Annotated in this window: 19 protein-coding genes and 4 tRNA genes; 7 read left to right on the top strand and 16 right to left on the bottom strand. The window is 63.5% G+C overall.

The genetic code is table 11. The annotated features are described in order from the left end of the window. Positions 1-119 precede the first annotated feature (119 nt). The 5 genes from AB6M95_RS16380 to AB6M95_RS16400 all read right to left on the bottom strand — a co-directional run bounded on the left by AB6M95_RS16380 (position 120) and on the right by AB6M95_RS16400 (position 5,472). On the bottom strand, positions 120-1,061 hold the full coding sequence (locus AB6M95_RS16380) for an aminotransferase class IV (protein WP_371387822.1): 942 nt from the start codon (positions 1,059-1,061) through the stop codon (positions 120-122). Between the two features lie 10 nt (positions 1,062-1,071). Then, the gene (locus tag AB6M95_RS16385; protein WP_371387823.1) at positions 1,072-2,097 is read right to left on the bottom strand and encodes an aspartate-semialdehyde dehydrogenase; all 1,026 of its coding nucleotides are present in this window, start codon (positions 2,095-2,097) and stop codon (positions 1,072-1,074) included. 19 nt (positions 2,098-2,116) lie between these two features. After that, entirely contained in the window at positions 2,117-2,989 is an 873-nt protein-coding gene (locus AB6M95_RS16390; protein WP_371387824.1) for a methylenetetrahydrofolate reductase, read from the bottom strand. 123 nt (positions 2,990-3,112) lie between these two features. After that, a complete protein-coding gene (locus tag AB6M95_RS16395) occupies positions 3,113-3,502 on the bottom strand; it encodes a (deoxy)nucleoside triphosphate pyrophosphohydrolase (protein WP_371387825.1) in 390 nt (129 codons plus the stop codon). After that, on the bottom strand, positions 3,499-5,472 hold the full coding sequence (locus tag AB6M95_RS16400) for an ABC-F family ATP-binding cassette domain-containing protein (RefSeq protein WP_371387826.1): 1,974 nt from the start codon (positions 5,470-5,472) through the stop codon (positions 3,499-3,501). The genes AB6M95_RS16395 and AB6M95_RS16400 overlap by 4 nt, the downstream gene beginning before the upstream one ends. A 101-nt stretch (positions 5,473-5,573) precedes the next feature. Here AB6M95_RS16400 and AB6M95_RS16405 point away from each other — a divergent pair, with 101 nt between their 5' ends. From AB6M95_RS16405 to AB6M95_RS16415, 3 genes are all read left to right on the top strand, one after another. After that, complete coding sequence (locus AB6M95_RS16405) at positions 5,574-5,834, top strand: GIY-YIG nuclease family protein (RefSeq protein ID WP_371387827.1); 261 nt, start codon at positions 5,574-5,576, stop codon at positions 5,832-5,834. Between the two features lie 117 nt (positions 5,835-5,951). After that, positions 5,952-6,200 carry a hypothetical protein gene (locus AB6M95_RS16410; protein ID WP_371387828.1) on the top strand — a complete coding sequence of 83 codons (249 nt, stop codon included), beginning with the start codon at positions 5,952-5,954 and terminating at the stop codon, positions 6,198-6,200. Further along, positions 6,197-6,652 carry a coiled-coil domain-containing protein gene (locus tag AB6M95_RS16415; protein ID WP_371387829.1) on the top strand — a complete coding sequence of 152 codons (456 nt, stop codon included), beginning with the start codon at positions 6,197-6,199 and terminating at the stop codon, positions 6,650-6,652. The genes AB6M95_RS16410 and AB6M95_RS16415 overlap by 4 nt, the downstream gene beginning before the upstream one ends. A 74-nt stretch (positions 6,653-6,726) precedes the next feature. Here AB6M95_RS16415 and leuB read toward each other — a convergent pair whose 3' ends face one another. From leuB to AB6M95_RS16445, 6 genes are all read right to left on the bottom strand, one after another. Beyond that, positions 6,727-7,794: a 3-isopropylmalate dehydrogenase gene (gene leuB, locus AB6M95_RS16420; RefSeq protein WP_371387830.1), complete on the bottom strand. Its 1,068-nt coding sequence runs from the start codon at positions 7,792-7,794 to the stop codon at positions 6,727-6,729. Between the two features lie 324 nt (positions 7,795-8,118). Then, complete coding sequence (locus tag AB6M95_RS16425) at positions 8,119-8,610, bottom strand: 3-isopropylmalate dehydratase small subunit (protein ID WP_371387831.1); 492 nt, start codon at positions 8,608-8,610, stop codon at positions 8,119-8,121. A gap of 12 nt (positions 8,611-8,622) precedes the next feature. Beyond that, positions 8,623-9,882: a 3-isopropylmalate dehydratase large subunit gene (gene leuC / locus AB6M95_RS16430; protein ID WP_371387832.1), complete on the bottom strand. Its 1,260-nt coding sequence runs from the start codon at positions 9,880-9,882 to the stop codon at positions 8,623-8,625. A 4-nt stretch (positions 9,883-9,886) separates the two neighbouring features. Beyond that, the gene (locus AB6M95_RS16435; protein WP_371387833.1) at positions 9,887-11,419 is read right to left on the bottom strand and encodes a 2-isopropylmalate synthase; all 1,533 of its coding nucleotides are present in this window, start codon (positions 11,417-11,419) and stop codon (positions 9,887-9,889) included. Between the two features lie 140 nt (positions 11,420-11,559). Continuing rightward, entirely contained in the window at positions 11,560-12,327 is a 768-nt protein-coding gene (gene pssA, locus AB6M95_RS16440; RefSeq protein ID WP_371387834.1) for a CDP-diacylglycerol--serine O-phosphatidyltransferase, read from the bottom strand. Between the two features lie 27 nt (positions 12,328-12,354). Further along, the gene (locus tag AB6M95_RS16445; RefSeq protein ID WP_371387835.1) at positions 12,355-13,002 is read right to left on the bottom strand and encodes a phosphatidylserine decarboxylase family protein; all 648 of its coding nucleotides are present in this window, start codon (positions 13,000-13,002) and stop codon (positions 12,355-12,357) included. A 106-nt stretch (positions 13,003-13,108) separates the two neighbouring features. Here AB6M95_RS16445 and AB6M95_RS16450 point away from each other — a divergent pair, with 106 nt between their 5' ends. Together AB6M95_RS16450 and AB6M95_RS16455 are read left to right on the top strand one after the other, a co-directional pair. Beyond that, positions 13,109-14,137, top strand: coding sequence for a metal-dependent hydrolase (locus AB6M95_RS16450; protein WP_371387836.1), 1,029 nt, complete (start codon positions 13,109-13,111; stop codon positions 14,135-14,137). Next, the gene (locus AB6M95_RS16455; RefSeq protein ID WP_371387837.1) at positions 14,134-15,000 is read left to right on the top strand and encodes an EamA family transporter; all 867 of its coding nucleotides are present in this window, start codon (positions 14,134-14,136) and stop codon (positions 14,998-15,000) included. Before AB6M95_RS16450 ends, AB6M95_RS16455 begins: the two co-directional genes overlap by 4 nt. A 418-nt stretch (positions 15,001-15,418) precedes the next feature. Here the strand turns inward: AB6M95_RS16455 and AB6M95_RS16460 are convergent, their stop codons facing one another. From AB6M95_RS16460 to AB6M95_RS16480, 5 genes are all read right to left on the bottom strand, one after another. Continuing rightward, the gene (locus AB6M95_RS16460) at positions 15,419-16,438 is read right to left on the bottom strand and encodes a hypothetical protein (RefSeq protein WP_371387838.1); all 1,020 of its coding nucleotides are present in this window, start codon (positions 16,436-16,438) and stop codon (positions 15,419-15,421) included. A 189-nt stretch (positions 16,439-16,627) separates the two neighbouring features. Next, positions 16,628-16,702 (bottom strand) — tRNA-Gly (locus AB6M95_RS16465). A 65-nt stretch (positions 16,703-16,767) separates the two neighbouring features. Next, positions 16,768-16,842, bottom strand: a tRNA-Gly gene (locus AB6M95_RS16470). A 4-nt stretch (positions 16,843-16,846) separates the two neighbouring features. Beyond that, a tRNA-Cys gene (locus tag AB6M95_RS16475) sits at positions 16,847-16,921 on the bottom strand. 7 nt (positions 16,922-16,928) lie between these two features. Further along, positions 16,929-17,003, bottom strand: a tRNA-Gly gene (locus tag AB6M95_RS16480). 224 nt (positions 17,004-17,227) lie between these two features. Between AB6M95_RS16480 and dksA the strand changes: the two genes are divergently transcribed. Together dksA and AB6M95_RS16490 are read left to right on the top strand one after the other, a co-directional pair. Further along, positions 17,228-17,590, top strand: a complete 363-nt coding sequence (gene dksA, locus AB6M95_RS16485; protein ID WP_371387839.1) for an RNA polymerase-binding protein DksA — start codon at positions 17,228-17,230, stop codon at positions 17,588-17,590. 30 nt (positions 17,591-17,620) lie between these two features. Continuing rightward, the gene (locus AB6M95_RS16490; protein WP_371387841.1) at positions 17,621-19,138 is read left to right on the top strand and encodes an NFACT RNA binding domain-containing protein; all 1,518 of its coding nucleotides are present in this window, start codon (positions 17,621-17,623) and stop codon (positions 19,136-19,138) included. Positions 19,139-19,220: the final 82 nt, after the last annotated feature.

Consider the following 19,220-nt stretch of genomic DNA (forward strand, 5'->3'; position numbering starts at 1 on the left):
AGGACGAATCCTACGGCTCGCGCAAGGTGCCCTTCACCCGTGAGCTCTGGATAGAGCGCGACGACTTCATGGAGGAGCCGCCTTTTGGGTGGCCCTTTTGAATTGAACTTGATGCCCGGCTAGAGCGGGATGCCGGTTTCCTGGAGGTCCTTTTTGAGGAGCTCGCGGATGCGGGCGGCCACGGGGCCGGGTTTAACGTTATGGATGGGCTTGCCGTTGAACCGGACCACGGGGATGGCGTCACCGGTGGTACCGACGATGATGACCTCGCGGGCCAGGAGGATTTCCTCTTCGCTGATGCTGCGGAAGACGATGGACACCTCGTTCTTGATCAGGTCCACGGCGCGCATCAGGGTGGTCCCGGCCAGGGCGTTGGTGAATTCCGGGATGATCAGCCTGCCGCCCTCGTCCACGATGCAGACGTTTTCGGTGGCCCCTTCGGCCAGGAACCCGTTGCGGTCGAAGCAGAACGGGAAATCAAAGCCCTTTTCCTCGGCCTCGTGCTTCATGAGCACGTTGGGCAGGTAGTCGATGGACTTGATGGTCGCCAAGTACGACTGCTTGGCCGGAATGGAGGTCTTGAAGGCGGTGACGCCCTTCTCGTAGACCGATTCCGGCTTGGGGTGCAGGTCGTAGGCCACCACATAGAGACTCGATACCGGGCACTCGGACGGGTAGATGCCGAAGCCGCCGGGGCCGCGCCCGATGAGCACGCGGACCATGCCGTCGTCACGCCCACCCGCCCGGGCCACGTCGAGGATCAGTCCCCGGATTTCGTCCCAGGAGCACGGCGGGGTCATGTAGATGGCCTGGCAGGACCGCTGCATGCGGGCCATATGCGGCTCAAGCTGGTAGAGCTTCCTGTCCACGAACTTCATGGTCTCGAAGATGCCGTCCCCGCGATGGACCAGATGGTCGTCCCAGGGCATGACCATGAGCTTGGGGTCCGTGCAGATCATGCCCACACGGTGTTCGTAGAAGGCCTGGATTTCGCCGGAGCCGGGCCGTTCCACGGCCAGCATTGCGTCCAGATACGTTTTGGAATCCGCTACCTTGGCCACGATGAACTCCTTAGGGCACGCGCACCAGGTCGCGCTCGATCAGGGTCTCGGCGATCTGGACGGTGTTCAGGGCCGCGCCCTTGCGGATATTGTCGGAAACGATCCACATGTTGATGCCGTTCTCGATGGTCTCGTCCTCGCGGATGCGGCCGACGAAGGTGTCGTCCTCGCCCGAGGCGTTGATGGCCATGGGGTAGATGAGCTTTTCCGGGTAGTCCTCGACGGTCACGCCGGGGGCCTTGGCCAGCAGGGCGCGGACGTCGTCGGCGGTCAGCTTCTGCTCGGTCTCGATGTTCACGGACTCGGAGTGGCCGTAGAAGACCGGCACGCGCACGCAGGTGGCGGTGACCTTGATGGACGGGTCGCCCATGATCTTGACGGTCTCGTTGACCATCTTCATCTCTTCCTTGGTGTAGCCGTTGTCCATGAAGACGTCGATGTGCGGCAGGCAGTTGAAGGCGATCTGGTGCGGGTACACGTCGGCCACCACGGGCTGGCCGGACATGAGGCGGCGCACCTGGTTTTCCAGTTCCTCGATGGCCTTCTGGCCGGTGCCGGACACGGCCTGGTAGGTGGAGACGACCACTCGCTTGATCTTGGCCTCGTCATGGATGGGCTTGAGCGCGACCATCATCTGGATGGTGGAACAGTTGGGGTTGGCGATGATGCCCTTGTGCCAGTCCAGGTCCTGGGGGTTCACTTCGGGAACCACCAGGGGGCACTCGTCGTCCATGCGCCAGGCCGCCGAGTTGTCCACCACCACGCAGCCCGCCTTGGCCGCGATGGGGGCGTACTCCTTGCTGATGGCGCCGCCCGCCGAAAACAGGGCGATGTCCACGCCGTCGAAGGAATCCTTGGTCAGTTCCTGCACGGTCAGTTCCTCGCCCTTGCACTCGACCTTCTTGCCCGCGCTGCGGGCGGAGGCCAGGGGAATGACCTTGCTGTAGGGGAAATCCCTCTGCTCCAGAACCTTCAACATCTCCTGACCCACGGCGCCCGTGGCGCCGCACACGGCCACAACGAAATTCTTGCTCATTTTTCCTTACCCCCAAAGACTATATATTGAGATTTTTTCCGATTTCAAGAACGGCGTCGGCGCGGTTGAGCGTGTACAAATGCACGCCCGGCGCACCGCCATCGATGAGTTCCTGGGCCTGTTTGGTCGCGTAGTCGATACCGAGTGCGTACACGGCATCGTCACCGCCCTCCTCATGCGCCCTCTCGAGAGCGCTCAGGAACTTGCCCGGAATGGCCGCGCCACACAGGCTGAGGATGAACTTGGCCGACTTCAGGCTGAGCAGCGGCATGACGCCGGGGATGACCGGCACGTCCGCGCCCATGAGCTTGAGCCGCTCCACGTAGTCGAAATACATGCGGTTGTCGAAGAACATCTGGGTCACCAGGAACTTCGCGCCCTTGCGCACCTTGAGGTGGACCATGTCCAGGTCGGACTTGATGGACGGCGACTCGCAGTGCGGCTCAGGATAGGCCGCGCCGCCCACGCACAGGTCGGGATAGCGCGCGCAGATGTACTCGATCAAATCCGAGGCGTGTTTGAACTCCTGGGCGCTGAAATCGAAATCGGCCACGCCCCGGGGCGGGTCGCCGCGCAGGGCCAGAACGTTGTCGATGTCGGCCTTGCCCAGGCTTTCCAGGAAGTTGTCCAGCTTTTCGGCCGAGGCCCCCACGCTGGTCAGGTGGGTGAGGGGCTCGATGCCGTGATCCCGTTTCATCCGGGTGGCGATCTCCAGGGTGTTTGCCTGGGTGCCGCCGCCCGCGCCGTAGGTCACGGACGCGAACAGGGGATCGAGGACCTTGAGCTTGTCGACCACCTCGAAAAAGGCGGGCCAGGCTTCCCGCTCCTTGGGAGGAAAGAACTCCAAGGAGATGAACGGGGACTTCCCGTCGATCAGATCACAAACGCGCAAAGCTTACTCCTTCAACGGTTGCTTCAAGTAAGGCCCAATTCGGGCAAGTGAAGATACATACTCCTTCTTGGCCCAACCTTCAATGGAGAAATGGCGTAAATCCCCGCACGGCGGGCATCGGAATCAATTATGGAGGGCTTCGACGATGACGATGTCGGCGGGCAGGAAGTCGAGAACGACCGGTCCCCTGGGATCGGCCCAGGCCATTTTCTGGCCTTCAACACTCTTCAACTCACCGGAATATTTTGTGATATGGAAAAAATGCAGATGCACGGAAAACTCGTCGTACTCGTGTCGCAGGTCGCGCCAGTACGCAAATTCCTCGGGCGTGACGTCCAGCTCCTCGCGGAACTCGCGGACCAGGGCCTGCTCGCGCGTCTCGCCCCGCTCCACCTTGCCGCCGGGAAATTCCCACCATCCGGCCATGGGCCCGCCCTCGGGCCGCTGCACGGCCAGATATTCGCCGTCGCGCCAGACGATGCCCGCCACCACCTCCAGGACCGGCTTGGTCATTCCGCCTCCTGGTCGCCGGCGATGGCCTCCATGCGGGCTTCGAGTTCGGCCATCTGCTCCATGAGGGTCTCGGCCCACTCGATGGCGTCCTTGTAGGCCGCGTTGAGCTTCAGCGCCTGCTCGGGCTTCTCGTAGGTCGCGGGATCGTTCATCTTCGCTTCCAGCCCGGCCTGCTCGTCCAGGACCTTTTCCAGGTCCGCCTCGAGCTTGTCGTACTTCTTTTTCAGCGGCTTGAGCTCGCGGTAGAGGCGGTTGCGCTCCTCGGCCTGGCGGCGCTTCTCCTCCTTGGTCAGCTTGCGCTTCTCCTGGGTGTCCTCGAAATCGCAGGCGGCCTGGCCGTTACGGCACGCCTCCTCCTGCTTCTGCCGGGCGTGGAACTCCTCGAACCCGCCGATGTGCTGGGTCAGCCCGCTCTCGTCCAGGGACCAGACCTCCTCGGCCACCTCGTTCAGAAGGTAGCGGTCGTGTGCCACGAAGAGCAGCGTGCCCTCGTAGTCCTGCAGGGCCCGGATGAGCCCTTCGCAGGTCTCGATGTCCAGGTGGTTGGTGGGCTCGTCCAGGATGAGCAGGTTGGCCTTGGCCAGGAACAGGGTGGCCAGGAGCAGGCGGGACTTCTCGCCGCCGGACAACCCCTTGACCTTGCGCTCGAAATACGGCTCGCCGAGCAGGAACAAGCCGAGCACGCTCATGACCTGCTCCTCGGTCAGCCCGGGGCTGGACAGCCGCCGGATCTCGCCGATGACCGAGTTGTCCAGGTTGAGGATCTCGTGCTGGTGCTGGCTGAAATAGCCCATCTCCGTGCCGGGGCCGATCTTGACGTGCCCGGCGGACGGGGTCAGCGACCCGGCAATGAGCTTGAGCAGCGTGGACTTGCCCGCGCCGTTGGGTGCGACCACGGCCACCTTCTTGCCCCGGAAGAGCTGGAAGTTGAGCGCGGGCCAGACCGAGTGCCCGCCCTGGTAGTGAAATTCGAGGTCCACCACGGACACCGCGACCTTGTCGCCGCGCTTGGGCTCGGGCAGGCGGAAGTTCAGGCTCCGGCCCCGGTGATGGGAGGCCTGGACCTGCTTGATCTGGCTGAGCTCCTGTTCGAGCTTCTCCACCTTCTTGAGCTTGCTCTGGGCCTGGGCCGCCTTGCGCGCCTTGACCCGAAATTTGTTGATGTACTTGTATTCGTTCTCGATCCGGGCCGACAGCTTGTCCGCTTCCTTGCGCCGCTGCTCCCGGTTCTCCTCGTCCCAGGCCAGGAACTCGTCGAAGGACCCCTTGCGCAGGAGCGGCTTGGCCCCGCCCAGGAAGAGCACGTGGGTGCCCACGCGGTTCAGGAAGATGCGGTCGTGGACCACGAAGGCGAGCGTGCCCCGGAAATTGAGCAGATAGTCCTCCAGCCACTCCACGGCCTCCAGGTCGAGGTGGTTGGTGGGCTCGTCGAGCAGGAGCACGTCCGCGCCCTGCAACAGGACCCGGCCGAGCTTGGCCCGCTCGCGCCAGCCGCCGGACAGTTCGCCGATGCGCTTGTGCAGGGCCTCCTCGGCAAAGCCCAGGCCGGTCAGAATGGCCCGCGCCTTGTGGTCCGGGTTGTAGCCGTAGAGCTGTTCGAACTCCGCCTGGCGGTGAGCCAGCTGCTCGATGCGCACGTTGTCGCCATCGCGCACGGCCTTTTCCCACGCCTCCCAGAACTCGTTCCAGGAAGGCAGCGCGGACAGGACCCAGGCCAGGAGCTGCTGCTCCAGGACCTCGCCGGTCATTTCCTGGGCCACGTAGCCCACGCGGGCGCCCTTGGTCAGGGTGACCTGACCGCCGTCGGGCTCGATCTCCCCGGCCAGGACCTTGAGCAGCGTGGACTTGCCGCAGCCGTTGGGGCCGGTCAGGGCAAGGCGCATGCCCGGCGCGACCTCGAAGGCCACGTCGGAAAAGATCGGCTCGCCGCCGTAGGATTTTTCGAGACTCTGTACTGTGATGCGCGACATGATAATAATGGACCCTTTGCGTTTGCGGATGACAGATATAATGCGTGAAGCGGATTGGCAACTGTTTTGACCGCGAGCGGCCCCGCGGGTACACTGCCGCCATGCAGGCATGGTACGTCTATCTGCTCCGCTGCGCGGACAACAGCCTTTACTGCGGCATCACCAACGACCTGGACCGGCGGCTCACGGCCCACAACGCCGGGACCGCCTCCAAGTACACCCGGGCGCGGCTCCCGGTGGCCCTGGCGGCCAGCGTTGAGGTGGACGGCAAGAGCGCGGCCCTGAAACTGGAACTGGCCATCAAGAAACTGCCGGCCGGGCAAAAGATCGAGCGGCTCATGAACCATACGCAAACGAAATAGGCCACCACGGGGAGACAGACCGGAGACAGACGCATGTCCTTGCCAGCCGCCATGTTTCCGCGTACCTTGCGCACAACCGAAGGCCCTCCCCGAACCCGACAACCCACAGACACCCCAATGCTGGAAGTCAGTACCCTATACCTTCTCCTGGCCATGTTCGGGTTCGTTCTTGTGGGGATCATCGTCATCCACCACCACAACTGCTCGGACCTGATCCGGCGCAAGCGCAACGAGGTCCGACGGCTGACCGTGCATCTCGAGGCCAAGAACAACGTCCTCGAGGAGCACATCGCGGACCTCAAGGCCAAGGTGGGCGACCTCGATGAGCAAATAGCCATCCTGGAACAACGGAAACACGCCCGATGACCTTCAGCATGCTCTTCGGCCTGTTTCTGGCCATCTTCTTCGTGGCCTTCCGCATGATCTCCAAATACCGCTATGCGACCATGAACGAGCTGCACAACCGGCAAAACGAGCTCGAAACCCGGCACCAGTCCCTGCGCGACCAGAAGCGGGACCTGGAGCGGGACGTGGCCGCCAAGGAACAGGCCCTGGCCACCCTCAGGAACACCCAGGGCGACTTCCGAGGCATCTCCATGGCCGACCTCGAAGCGGCCGAATCGGACGAGAACGAAAAGATCGGCCGCTACCTGCAGAACCAGGGCAAGATCACCCGGGAACAGCATGAACGGGCGCTGAAAAAGATGGAAATCCTCAAAATGGATTACATCGGCGTGTGCATGGCCCTCGGTTTCATCGACCTGGAGACCGGCAGGCAGGCCGAAAAGGCGGGCAAGCTGAGCACCCCCTTGCTCTAGCCCCTCTCCCCAGACGCAAAGAAAGGGCCGCATCGCCAAGCGACACGGCCCTTGTTCATTCTCTTCCGATCGAACTACATGTTCGCCAGCACGGCGTCGGCCATGGCGGTGCAGCCCACGGGCTTGCCGCCTTCCTGCATGATGTCGCCGGTGCGGTAGCCCTGCTCCAGGGTCTTTTCCACGGCCTGCTCGACGCAGTCCGCCTCTTCGGCCATGTCGAAGGCGTGGCGCAGCATCATGGACACGGACAGGATGGTCGCCAGGGGGTTGGCCAGGTCCTTGCCCGCGATGTCCGGAGCCGAGCCGTGGATGGGCTCGAACAGACCGGGGTTGCCCGCGCCCAGGGAAGCGGACGGGAGCATGCCGATGGAGCCGGTGATGGCCGCGGCCTCGTCCGACAGGATGTCGCCGAACAGGTTGCCGGTGACCACCACGTCGAACTGGGACGGGTCGCGCACCAGCTGCATGGCCGCGTTGTCCACGTACAGGTGGGACAGCTCGATGTCCGGATAGTTCTTGTGCTCGTCGATGACGATCTCCCGCCACACCCGGGACACGTCCAGCACGTTGGCCTTGTCCACGGAGCAGACCTTGCCCGAACGCTTGCGGGCAGCCTCGAAGGCCACCTTGGCGATGCGCCGGATCTCGTGCTCGAAATAGGTCATGGTGTTGAAGCCAAACCGCTCGCCGTCCTTCTCGCCGTCAAAACGCGGCTCGCCGAAGTAGATGCCGCCGGTCAGCTCGCGCACGACCATGACGTCCAGCCCCCGGGCCACGATGTCCGGGCGCAGGTAGCAGGCATCGGCCAGCTGCTTGAACAGCTTGGCCGGACGCACGTTGGCGAACAGCCCGAGCTCCTTGCGGATGCCGAGCAGCCCCTTCTCCGGGCGGATGGCCGGATCGATGGTGTCCCATTTGGGGCCGCCCACCGCGCCCAGCAGCACGGCGTCCGAGTTGCGGCACTTGGCCACGGTCTCGGCGGGCAGAGGCACGCCCTCGGCGTCGATGGCGCAGCCGCCGATCAACGCTTCGGTGGTCTCGAAGGTACGGCCGAACTTGCCGCCCACCTTGTCCAGAACCCGCAGGGCCTGGGTCACGATCTCCGGGCCGATCCCGTCACCGGGCAATACACAAATCTTCATTACGCTCTCCTGTTGTGATGCCTCCGGCGGGCCTACCGGCGGTCGCCTTCGGCGGGACCAGAGAACCTTTTGAAAAAGGTTCTCTGGACTCTCCAAAACTTCTTGTCGCGCCTTCGGCGGGGCCGTGGGGGCGCATGATCAATGCCATTATCAAAAATTTGCGTTCACTAACAAATACAACCCGACAGCCCGCCCCCCCTACCCCGCGAAGCGGCCCCAAAAAGTTTGGGAAAGGAAGGGGGATGGGGGACCGGGGGAAGGGGAAAGGGAGAACCCTTTTCAAAGGGTTTCCCTTCCCCCTTCCCCCGGCCGCCGGAGGCCTGCTTAGGCCAGTTTTTTCTTGGCGTACTCGACCAGTCCGCCCGCGTTGAGGATTTCCTGCATGAACGGGGGAACCGGGGCGGCCTGGACGGTCGCGCCGGTGGTCAGGTTCTTGATGACGCCGGAGGCGGTGTCCACCTCGATCTTGTCGGTATCACTGAACTTGTCGATATCGTCGCCGATCTCGAGCAGGACCAGGCCCATGTTGAAGCCGTTGCGGTAGAAGATGCGCGCGAAGCTGTGGGCCAGGACCACGGGAATGCCCGCGCCCAGGATGGAGATGGGGGCATGTTCACGGGACGAGCCGCAGCCGAAGTTCACGCCGCCGACCATGACGTCGTTTTCCTTGACGCGCTTGACCCATCCGGCCTCCAGGCCCTCCATGCAGTTGGCGCCCAGTTCCTTGGCGTCGGTTGTCACCAGGAAACGGGCCGGGATGATGGCGTCCGTATCGATATGGTCGCCCACTTTGTGAGCGGTTCCGGTTACTTTCATTAGTGTACCCTCCTACAGCTTGGCGGGGTTGATGATCTCACCGGCCACGGCGGAGGCGGCGGCCACGGCGGGGTTGGACAGGAAGACCTCGGACTCCAGGGAGCCCATGCGGCCCTTGAAGTTCCGGTTGGTGGTGGAGATGGCGCGCTCGCCGCCCGCCAGGATGCCCATGTGGCCGCCCAGACAGGGGCCGCAGGTGGGCGGTCCGACGATGCAGCCGGCGTCCATGAATATCTCCATCAGCCCTTCCTGCATGCACGCCTTCCAGATGGACGGGGTGGCGGGCAGGATGATGCAGCGCACCTTGGGGTCGACCTTGCGGCCCTTGAGCACTTCGGCGGCCAGGCGCATGTCCTCGATGCGGCCGTTGGTGCAGGAGCCGATGACGGCCTGGTGGATCTTGAGGCCGGCGGTCTCGTCCACGGGCTTGACGTTGTCGGGCAGGTGCGGACAGGCCACCTGGGGGGCCATGCCGGTGACGTCGATGTCGAGCACGCGCTCGTACACGGCGTCGGCATCCGGGGTCATCAGCTCGCCGCCCTTGAACCCGGCGTTGGCCGAGTAGTCCAGGGTCTTTTGGTCCACCGGGAACAGGCCGACCTTGCCGCCCGCCTCGATGGCCATGTTGGCGATGGTCATGCGGCCCTCGAGGGTCATGTTGTCGACCACTTCGCCGCCGTATTCCAGGGCCTTGTACAGGGCGCCGGAGACGCCGAGAACGCCGATCTGGTTGAGGACGAAATCCTTGGGGCCGACGTACTTGCCGGGGGTGCCGGTCAGGTTCACGCGGATGGTCGGCGGGACCTTGAACCAGGTCTCGCCCAGCGCCATGGCCGCGCCGATGTCGGTGGAGCCCATGCCCGTGGCGAACGCGCCCAGGCCGCCGTAGGTGCAGGTGTGGGAGTCCGCGCCCACGACCACGTCGCCGGGGCCGACAATGCCCTTCTCGGGCAGCAGCGCGTGTTCCACGCCGACCTCGCCGCACTCGTAGTAATGGGTCACGCCCATTTCCTCGGCGAAGTCGCGAACCACCTTGACCTGCTCGGCGGAGTCGATGTCCTTGTTCGGGGTGAAGTGGTCGCAGACCAGGGAAATCTTGTCCCGGTCGAACACCTTTTTCGCGCCCATGGCCTTGAAGGACTTGATCGCCAGGGGAGCGGTGATGTCGTTGGCGAGGACCATATCCACTTTGCACTGGACAATCTGCCCCGCGCCGGAGATCTGCTCGTCCGTATGGTTCTGCAGAATTTTTTCAGCTAAGGTCTGACCCATTTGTCTATTTCTCCTCTTTCGCTTTTTCCAAGCGGTTCAATGCGTTGACCATGGCCAAGGCGCTGGCCTTGACCACATCGCCGTCGTTGGCGCGCCCCACGGCCTTGACGCCGTCGTGCTCGATGCGCACGGCGACACCGGCCAGGGCGTCGGATCCTTCGGTCACGGCGTTGACCGTATAGCTTTCGAGTTTCGGGGATACGCCCACCAATGAGTAGATGGAGTGGAACACGGCGTCAATGGAACCTTCGCCGAAATTGCTGGTGCGCCTGACCTCGGCCTCGCCCTCGGCCCCGAACGCCATGACCGTGGCCGCGTGCGGGGGCACGTCGCCGGTGCCGGAGAACACGGACATGTCGATCAACCGGAAGCGGTCCTTGCGGCGGTACACGGACTCCAGGATGAGCGCCTCCACGTCCTCGTCGAAGACCTGCTCCTTCTTGTCGGCCAGGTCCTTAACCGCCTTGAAGAGCACGTTGATCTGCTCGTCGTTCAAATTGTAGCCCAGCTCCTCGGCCTTCTTGCGCACGGCGTGGGAGCCGGAGTGCTTGCCGATGACGATCTCGTTGTTGGTCAGGCCGATGGAGGCCGGGGTCATGATCTCGTAAGTCAGCCGGTTCTTGAGCACGCCGTCCTGGTGCACGCCGGACTCGTGGGCAAAGGCGTTGGCCCCGACTATGGCCTTGTTCGGCGGGATGGGCATGCCGATGATCTGGGACAGGCGGCGGCAGGACGGGAATATCTGCTCGGTGACGATGCCGGTCTCGACGCCGTACAGCTCCTTGCGGGTGTTCAGCGCCATGACCACATCCTCGAGCGCCGCGTTGCCCGCGCGCTCGCCGATGCCGAGCACGGTGCACTCCACCTGGCGCGCCCCCGCCCTGATCGCGGCCAGGGAGTTGGCAACGGCCGAACCCAGGTCGTTGTGGCAGTGGACGGAGATCATGGCCTTGTCGATGTTGCGGACGTTGTCCATGAGGTATTTGATCAGGTCGTAATATTCAAAGGGCTGGGTGTAGCCCACGGTATCGGGGATGTTGACCACGCAGGCCCCGGCCTCAATGGCGGTCTCGCAGACCTTGACCAGGAAATCCCAGTCCGAGCGCGAGGCGTCCTCGGCCGAGAACTCCACGTTGTCGGTGTACTCCCGGGCATGGCGCACGGCCTTGTCGATCATGACGATGACCTCGTCCGCGGTCTTGCCCAACTTGTGCTTCATGTGGATTTCGCTGGTGGCCAGGAAGACGTGGATGCGCGGGTGCCGGGCGTCCTTGATGGCCTCCCAGCAGCGGTCGATGTCGCCGGTCACAGCGCGGCACAGCCCGGCGATCTGGGGTTTCTCGACGGCGGCGGCAATGGCCTGGACCGCCTCGAAGTCGCCCTGGCTGGCGATGGGGAAGCCCGCCTCGATGATGTCCACGCCCAGGGTCTCGAGCTGGCGGGCCATGCGGATCTTCTCGTCCAGGTTCATGGTCGCGCCGGGAGACTGTTCGCCGTCACGCAAGGTGGTGTCGAATACGTACACTCTTTCTGCCATGGTATCCTCCGGGATGGTTCCCCTTGTGGGGGTATGTTCTAAATGTTTGACAACAGGTATGCAACCGCCAAGCGCAAAACCCGCACGGGGCAGCGTGGCGATGGAGGTCAGTACGACGTACTAATATGGGATGAGGAGAGCTAGCCTAGCTCTTTCTTGGAGCTGTCCCGTAGTAGTCGCTTGTTTCTGCGGGATAGTAGGAAAAGGGTGTAGAGCGGGCCGGAGATGAGGTAGCCCAGGAAGAAGACGAACCCGAGCACCTTGGGCCGGGACGCGATGAGCGAGAAGATCAGGATCGCGGTCACCATCCAACTGAAGGGATGGGCCTTGAATGCGCTGATTTCCTTGAAGGAATAGAAACGGATGGTGCTGACCATGAAGAAGGACAGCACGTAGACGAGAACCAGGGTGCCCACCGAGATCACGGAGTGCAGGTACTCGTGCGGCACGTAGTCGTTGAAGAGGACCAACGTGGCCAGGGTGCAGGCCGCCGCCGGAATGGGCAGGCCCACGAAATGCTTCTTGGAGGTGGTCGCCGCCTGGACGTTGAACCGGGCGAGACGCAGGGCCCCGCAGGCCATGAACAGGAAGGCGGCCATCAGGCCGAGACGGCCGAAGTCTTGCAGGGTCCAGAGATAGGCCATGACCGCCGGGACCACGCCGAAGGCGACCAGATCGGCCAGGGAGTCGAGCTGAACGCCGAATTCGCTCTGCGTGTTGGTGATCCGCGCCACCTTGCCGTCCAGCCCGTCGAACACGCAGCTCGCCAGGATGCACAGGGCGCAGGAGGTGATGTCCCCCTGGATGGCCCAGGTCAGTCCCAGAAAGCCGACAAACAGGCTGGCCGTGGTCAGCAGGTTCGGCAGGAGGTAGACACTCTTATGGCGCGGCAATTTTTTTTCAACCATGGCGATCGGTTACTCGTACTTTCCGGATCAGGCGGGACGTTTCTCCGCCAAGACCGTTTCGCCGGCGACGGTCTTCTGACCGACGCTGACAGTTGGTACATAGCCATCCGGAATGTAAAGGTCAACTCTTGATCCGAACTTAATCAAACCATACCGCTCGCCCCGCTTGAGCTTGTCGCCCGGCTCGGCCCAGCAGACGATGCGCCGGGCAATGAGCCCCGCGATCTGAACCATGGTGAACCGCTGGTTGCCCTTGCCGGTGACGACCACGACGTTGCGCTCGTTGTCCTCGCTGGCCTTGTCGAAGGAGGCGTTGAAGAACTTGCCCGGGATGTAGCGGATGACCTCGATCTTGCCGCTGATCGGCATGCGGTTCACGTGCACGTTGAAGACGTTCATGAAGATGGCGATGTACTGGCGGGACTCCCCGGTCACGGGGTCCACGGCCCGGCCGACCTTGATGACCTTGCCGTCCGCCGGCGCGGACACGGCCTCGGCGTCCTCCGGGCCGACGCGCTCGGGGTCGCGAAAAAAATGCCCGATGAAGGCGCTGGCGGCGAGGCCGAGCACGGCCAGGGGCCACCAGCCGAGGATGGCGAAAATCAGGGTGGTGAATGCTGCGATGATGATATAGGGCAGCCCTTCCAGGGCGACGCCGACAGACGGTTTCAACATGGTGCGTCGAGCTCCTTTTCTTCTAGGTTTCCGCTCCTTACCCTCGGCTCCCCCAAACCGCAAGTTTGTTTTTTACAATATATACGCCGCAGGGTATACCCCGGACATGGACCCGCTCACACACCTCTCCTCGGGCCTCATGGGTGGCCTGGCCGCGCGCCGGTGGTTTCCCGAAGCGAAATTCCTCGTGCCCGCCTGCCTGTTCGCGGCCTGGATGCCCGATATGGACATCTTCTTCGGCGACGGCCCGGAGTTCAACCTGCTCTACCACCGGGGCGTCAGCACCTCCTTCTTCGGCACGTTCTTCCTGGCGCTGGCCCTGGCCGGGCTGTACAAACTCGTCTCCCGGCGCACCCCGTTCGTCCGGGCGGCCGCCCTCTTCTACGCGCTCGCCCTGACCCACGTGTGGCTCGATCTGATCACCACCTACGGCACCCAGCTGCTCGCCCCGTTCTCCAACCACCGCTTCGCCCTGGACGGCGCGTTCATCATCGACCCGGTCTTCACCCTGACCACGCTAGCCCTCATCCTCGCCGCCTGGCTGATCAAAAAACACCGCCACGCCATCGCCCTGACCGGCATGGCCTGGTTCTTCCTCTATCCCCTGGCCAACATGGGCATGGGGGCCGTGCTCCAAAACGTCTACGCCCACCGGCTCGACGCCGAGGGCGTCGCCTACGAGCACGTGCACGTCACCCCGGACGCCCTGTCGCCCCGGTTCTGGAAGGTGGTCGTCACCGCCGGGCCGGACTATCTCCTGGACACCATGGACCTGTTCGGCGACCGCGAACCCGCCGCGCCCCTGCGCGTCAGGCGGGCGGACAAGACGTTCCTGCGCAAGCTCGGCGAGCAGCAGTCCATGTTCGCCACCTACGCCTGGTTCACCAAGTGGCCCTATGTGGAGGAGACCGACACTCCCGAGGGCAGGCGGCTCGTCTTCCATGACCTGCGCTTCACCTCCACCAACCCGGTCATGGCCTGGTACTACCGGGGCAAACAGCCGCCCTTCACCCTGACGGCGCAGCTCGACAAGTCGGGCCGCCTCACGGCCTGGTCCTACGAGGGGGGCGTCCGCACCCAGGACAACAACGGCGACGGCGGCTTCCGGACCGGCATCGAGGAAAAACTGCAGTGACGTGGTTCCTGCTCTCGGTGGGCGCGGCCTTCTTCATGGCCACCAACTCCGCGTTCATCAAGCGGTACTTCTCGGACCTCTCGTCCTGGGAGATGAGCCTCATCCCCTATTTCTACGGCCTGCCGCTCTTTCTCGCCGCCCTGGCGTTCATCGACATCCCGGCCATCGGGCCCGGTTTCCTGCCGTCCATGGCCTGGGTGCTGCCCATGCTCATGGTCGCCATCCTCCTGTATTACCGCGCCATCCGCATGTCCCCCCTGTCCCTGACCCTGCCCTTCCTCAGCTTCACCCCGGTCTTCGTCCTGTTCACCGGCGGCCTCATCCTCGACGAGAAGCTCACCGCCCAGGGCACCGCGGGCATGCTCCTGGTGGTCGTGGGCGGCTACGTGCTCAACCTCGATTCGGCCCGATACGGCTTCCTCGGCCCGATCAAGGCGGTCTGGAAGGAGCCCGGCTCTGCCCTCATGCTCGTCGTGGCCGTCCTGTTCGGGCTGACCTCCGTGGGCGGCAAGGTCATCATCCTCAACTCCTCGCCCTTGTTCGCGGCCGTCGTCGTCTTCTCCCTCTACGGCGTCCTGCTCACGCTCCTCCTGCTGCTCACCGGCAAGGCGTCCCTCAGAAATCTCACCCGCAAGCCGCTGCTCGGCATCGCGGCCGGGCTGATCGTATTCGCCGAAGCACTCTGCCACAACGTGGCCATGACCCTGACCGCGGCCGCCTACATGATCACCATCAAACGGCTGGCCGGAATCTTCTCCGTGCTCTACGGCTGGCTGCTCTTCCACGAGTCCGGCATCCGCTACCGCCTCATCGGCACCGCCATCATGACCGCCGGCGCCGCCGTCATCGCTTTATGGGGGTAGGATGCCTCCGGCGGCCGGGGGAAGGGGAAGGGAAACCCTTTGAAAAGGGCTTTCCCTTCCCCTTCCCCCGGACCCCCATCCCCATCCTTTCCTAAACTTTTTCTATGCGCATTCGCGCGTGAGGAGGTCATGGCAAGCCATGCCTCTTCGCCATAGGATGTCCGAACCAGAATATTGGACAAAAAAAGCATGAATGAACGCGCTCGCACGGCCCCGCGAAGCGGCGACAAAAATTTTTGGAGGGTCCAGGGAACCTTTTCCAGCGGCAGCTCTTAGCGAGTCTTCGAGCTTTAGAGATGGCGACAGCAGCGATAAAGGTTCCCTGGCCGTCGGAGACGCCCGCCCGGCGAGGGCCCGCCGGAGGCACGAAAAGAGCCCGGTCGGGCCGGGCTTGGTATTGGTCGTCGGTGAACGCGGGCTAGGTCAGGTAGCGGTAGAAGTCGCTGCCGAGCTTGTGCATGGGCAGGACCTTGCCTTCGAGGATGAGGCCCTGGGGGATGAACTTTTCGTCCAGGTATTCGGCCGGGGGCTGGAAGCCGTTTTCGCGGGCCAGGATGACCGAGGCGCGGGTGGCGGCGCTATGGGCGATGAGTCCTTCGGGGAAGAACACGGCCCGGTCCAGGCTGTCGCCCACGGTCTCGAGGAACATCTGGTATTTGTGGAAACAGTTGTCCGCGGTCAGGGACTGCTGGATGCCCGCCATGACCTCGTTGGCCACGAAGTTGACCGCCCGGCCCCGGACCAGGCCGAAGGCGTTGGGCCGGGTTGGATCGACGAGCATGACGGACCCCGCGCCGAGGGAATGGACCAGATCGTGGGTCCGTTCCCCGGAGACCGGGTCGCACTGATAGCCCAGGGTCTGGATGTCCGAAAAGCCGCTGCGCCGGGCCAGGATCTGGAGGGCCAGGAGCATGATGCCGGTCCCGGCCCCGATGTCCACGCCCACGAACGGGCCGCAGCCCGGGGAGGTCTCCGCCTGGGCCAGGACCGCCCGCATGACGTGGGCCGCGCGGGGGGCGTCGGCCAGCACGCGGAGCACCGAGGACCACATGCGAAGCCGGTTCATGACCTCGATGTCGTCGCCCGGCTCGTTCATGGACTGGTGGCGCGAGAACTGCTCAAACAGTCCAGCCAGTTCGCCGTAGGGCACGGGGTCGCGGTGGGCGTCCTCGTGCACGTAGGCGAAGAAGTATTTCACGGCCACGTTGAGCAGCCGGGTGTCGGACACGGGCTCGCCCGGGTCGCACAGCCGCTCCACATCCGAAACCAGAGCGTCGGGCGTGTAGAAATCCGGGGCGATGGCCGGAGCCGGGATGCCGACCATGGCCGTGAAGTTCCGTGCCTGGATGCCCGCCGAGGCCAGGGGCGAACCGATCAGGCCTCCGGAAACGGGGCCGTGCGCCGGGTCGAATATGTGGGGTATGCTCGTCTTGCTCATGGTTGTCCGAACGGTCGCGGTTTCGGGAAATTGTTGCCGTCCTGCCCATATCTGCACGGACCATACCGGGCGTGCGCAAAACGGCGCACAAAAGTCATATTTTCTTGATAGGCTAATGATATCGCGAGGGTAAAGAAATGCACCGGGCACGAAAAAGGCCGATCTCGACGAGACCGGCCTGATCGTTTCTGGAGCGGGAAACGGGATTTGAACCCGCGACTTCAACCTTGGCAAGGTTGCACTCTACCACTGAGTTATTCCCGCGTGGTGTTCGGCGGCTTGGGCTCCCCTAAAAAAGCCGGTCTCTCGCGGAGACCGGCTTAATTAGCTGGAGCGGGAAACGGGATTTGAACCCGCGACTTCAACCTTGGCAAGGTTGCACTCTACCACTGAGTTATTCCCGCCGAGTGGAGGCGACATCCGGATTTGAACCGGAGAATGGAGGTTTTGCAGACCTCTGCCTTACCACTTGGCTATGTCGCCGTCGTTTTGGAGCGGGAAACGGGATTTGAACCCGCGACTTCAACCTTGGCAAGGTTGCACTCTACCACTGAGTTATTCCCGCCCTCAAAAGCGAACCACTGTTTACCCACGCCCCTCTCAGGTGTCAAGCGGATTTTATTTTTTTTTGAATTTCAGGGAGACATGAACTCCCTGGAATTTTTGGCCTAATGGAAAGACTTTACTTTTTGGGCCTTTTTGGTATACCAACGCGCTTTAATTCAGTAGAAAAGGGGTTGCACCCTTAGCTCCTCAACAGACTGCTCACTCTCAGAGGGGGAGGTTAATATGGAAGCGAACGATCTGAAGTACTTCAAGGAAACCCTGGACGGCATGCTTGATGACATCCTCAAGAAAAGCGAGGCGACTATCGAGGACATGACCGAATCGGGCGAAATCTATGCCGATCCGGCGGACCGTGCCACGGCCGAAAGCGACCGCGCCTTCACCCTGCGTCTGCGCGACCGCGAACGCAAGCTGATCAAGAAGATTCAGCAGGCCATCAACCGCATCGAGGACGGCGAATTCGGCATCTGCCAGGAATGCGGCGACGATATCTCCACTGCCCGTCTCAAGGCGCGTCCCATGACCACGCTGTGCATCAACTGCAAAAGCAAACAGGAAGAAGACGAGGCCGTCCGCGGCGACTAGCCGACCGGCTTCACCTGGACGGAGACGGCCATGGAAGCCAATTTCTTCCGCTTCCTGAGCGCGGAACTTTCGTCCACCCTCGCAGGTCGCCGAATAGACAAGATATTCGGCCCGGCCCCGGGCGTCTGGGTGCTGGCCATCCAGAACACGGGCGAACCCCTTCACCTGATCTTCAGGCCCGCCAAATCGGCGGGCCATCTATTTCTTTCCCCGGTCAAGCCGGTCAATCCGCAGACCGCCCCGGCCATGGCCATGTGGTTCCGCAAGCGGCTGCGAAACCGCAAAATTCTGGCAGCGCACACCGACTGGCCCAACCTGTGCCTCGCGCTGGAGCTCACCCCGCGCACCGACCCGGACGGCAAAACCTTCCTCATTCTCGACTGCCGCACCGGCATGACCCTGGCCGACGAGCTGCCCCTCTCCTTCGCCCATGAGCCCGAGTGGCCCGCCCTCGAAGACGTCCTGGAAGACCCGGAGATCTGGCGCGAGTATCCGCACATTTCCCCGCCCCTGCGCAAGGTGCTGGCCGGGCTGCCCGTAGAGGACGCCCATGCCCTCTATTTTCAGGTGGCCACGGCCTCGGCGGACGTTTTCCACCTCGGCCGGTCCGGCGACGACTGGACGCCGCCCACGGCCTGGCCGTCCGGCAGGGACGACGAGATTTTCCACTCGGCCCTGGATGCGGCCCGCGCCTACGGCGAACGCACCCTCTTCCCCCTGCTCGACATGGAGGAGGACAAGGCCCAGACCATCCAGCTCAAACGCGCGCGCAAGAAACTCAAGCGCAACCTCGCCAGCCTGGACCAGGAACAGGCCCGCCTCGAAGCCCTTGCCGCCGAGCAGGTCAAGGCCGAGGCGCTCCAGGCAGAGCTCTACCGCTTCAAGGGCATGGAAGGGCTCGAATCCGTGGACGTCACCCACCCGGTGCACGGGCCCATGGCCGTATCGCTGAATCCGTTCCTCTCGCCCACCGAGAACATGGAGCACTATTTCAAACTGGCGGCCAAGGCCCAGCGCGGATTCCCGCACGTGGAGCGCCGCCGCCGGGAACTTCTGGCCCAGCTCGCCCAGGCCGAGGACGGCACCCTCGAACTGCACCCGGCCTCGCTGCCCCAGGGAAGCCCTGAGCCCGAAGGCCCGGCCGCCCTGCCCAAACGGTTCCGGGGCCTGGCCGTGCGTCTGTTCCGCACCGGCGACGGGTTCACCGTCATCCGGGGCAAGAACAAAAGCGCCAACCACCACATGCTCAGCCAGGCGGCCTCGCCCTTCGACTACTGGTTCCACGTGGAGGACGGCCCCAGCTCGCACGTCATCCTCAAACGCGACCACCCCGGCCAGGACGTGCCCGAATCCTCCCTGACCCAGGCCGCCATCCTCTGCGGACTCAAGAGCTACCGCAAGGACGACGGCAAGGCCGACGTCATGTACGCCCTGGTCAAGGACGTGCGCAAAGTCAAAGGGTTCAACCTCGGCCAGGTCGCCGTTGACCGCAAACTCGGCACCCTCCGCGTCGACCTCGATCCGTCGCTCGAAGAAAAGCTAGGCTAGGAATGCCTCCGGCGGCTGGGGGAAGGGGAAGGAAAACCCTTTGAAAAGGGCTTTTCCTTCCCCTTCCCCCAGCCCCCCATCC

The organism is Pseudodesulfovibrio karagichevae, from assembly GCF_041414475.1.
GTDB lineage: Bacteria > Desulfobacterota > Desulfovibrionia > Desulfovibrionales > Desulfovibrionaceae > Pseudodesulfovibrio > Pseudodesulfovibrio karagichevae.

Coding starts and splice junctions, on each gene's coding strand:
- AB6M95_RS16385 (WP_371387823.1), bottom strand. CDS start 2,097: ATGAGCAAGAATTTCGTTGTGGCCGTGTGCGGCGCCACGGGCGCCGTG.
- AB6M95_RS16395 (WP_371387825.1), bottom strand. CDS start 3,502: ATGACCAAGCCGGTCCTGGAGGTGGTGGCGGGCATCGTCTGGCGCGAC.
- AB6M95_RS16400 (WP_371387826.1), bottom strand. CDS start 5,472: ATGTCGCGCATCACAGTACAGAGTCTCGAAAAATCCTACGGCGGCGAG.
- AB6M95_RS16405 (WP_371387827.1), top strand. CDS start 5,574: ATGCAGGCATGGTACGTCTATCTGCTCCGCTGCGCGGACAACAGCCTT.
- AB6M95_RS16410 (WP_371387828.1), top strand. CDS start 5,952: ATGCTGGAAGTCAGTACCCTATACCTTCTCCTGGCCATGTTCGGGTTC.
- AB6M95_RS16415 (WP_371387829.1), top strand. CDS start 6,197: ATGACCTTCAGCATGCTCTTCGGCCTGTTTCTGGCCATCTTCTTCGTG.
- leuB (WP_371387830.1), bottom strand. CDS start 7,794: ATGAAGATTTGTGTATTGCCCGGTGACGGGATCGGCCCGGAGATCGTG.
- AB6M95_RS16425 (WP_371387831.1), bottom strand. CDS start 8,610: ATGAAAGTAACCGGAACCGCTCACAAAGTGGGCGACCATATCGATACG.
- leuC (WP_371387832.1), bottom strand. CDS start 9,882: ATGGGTCAGACCTTAGCTGAAAAAATTCTGCAGAACCATACGGACGAG.
- AB6M95_RS16435 (WP_371387833.1), bottom strand. CDS start 11,419: ATGGCAGAAAGAGTGTACGTATTCGACACCACCTTGCGTGACGGCGAA.
- pssA (WP_371387834.1), bottom strand. CDS start 12,327: ATGGTTGAAAAAAAATTGCCGCGCCATAAGAGTGTCTACCTCCTGCCG.
- AB6M95_RS16445 (WP_371387835.1), bottom strand. CDS start 13,002: ATGTTGAAACCGTCTGTCGGCGTCGCCCTGGAAGGGCTGCCCTATATC.
- AB6M95_RS16450 (WP_371387836.1), top strand. CDS start 13,109: ATGGACCCGCTCACACACCTCTCCTCGGGCCTCATGGGTGGCCTGGCC.
- AB6M95_RS16460 (WP_371387838.1), bottom strand. CDS start 16,438: ATGAGCAAGACGAGCATACCCCACATATTCGACCCGGCGCACGGCCCC.
- dksA (WP_371387839.1), top strand. CDS start 17,228: ATGGAAGCGAACGATCTGAAGTACTTCAAGGAAACCCTGGACGGCATG.
- AB6M95_RS16490 (WP_371387841.1), top strand. CDS start 17,621: ATGGAAGCCAATTTCTTCCGCTTCCTGAGCGCGGAACTTTCGTCCACC.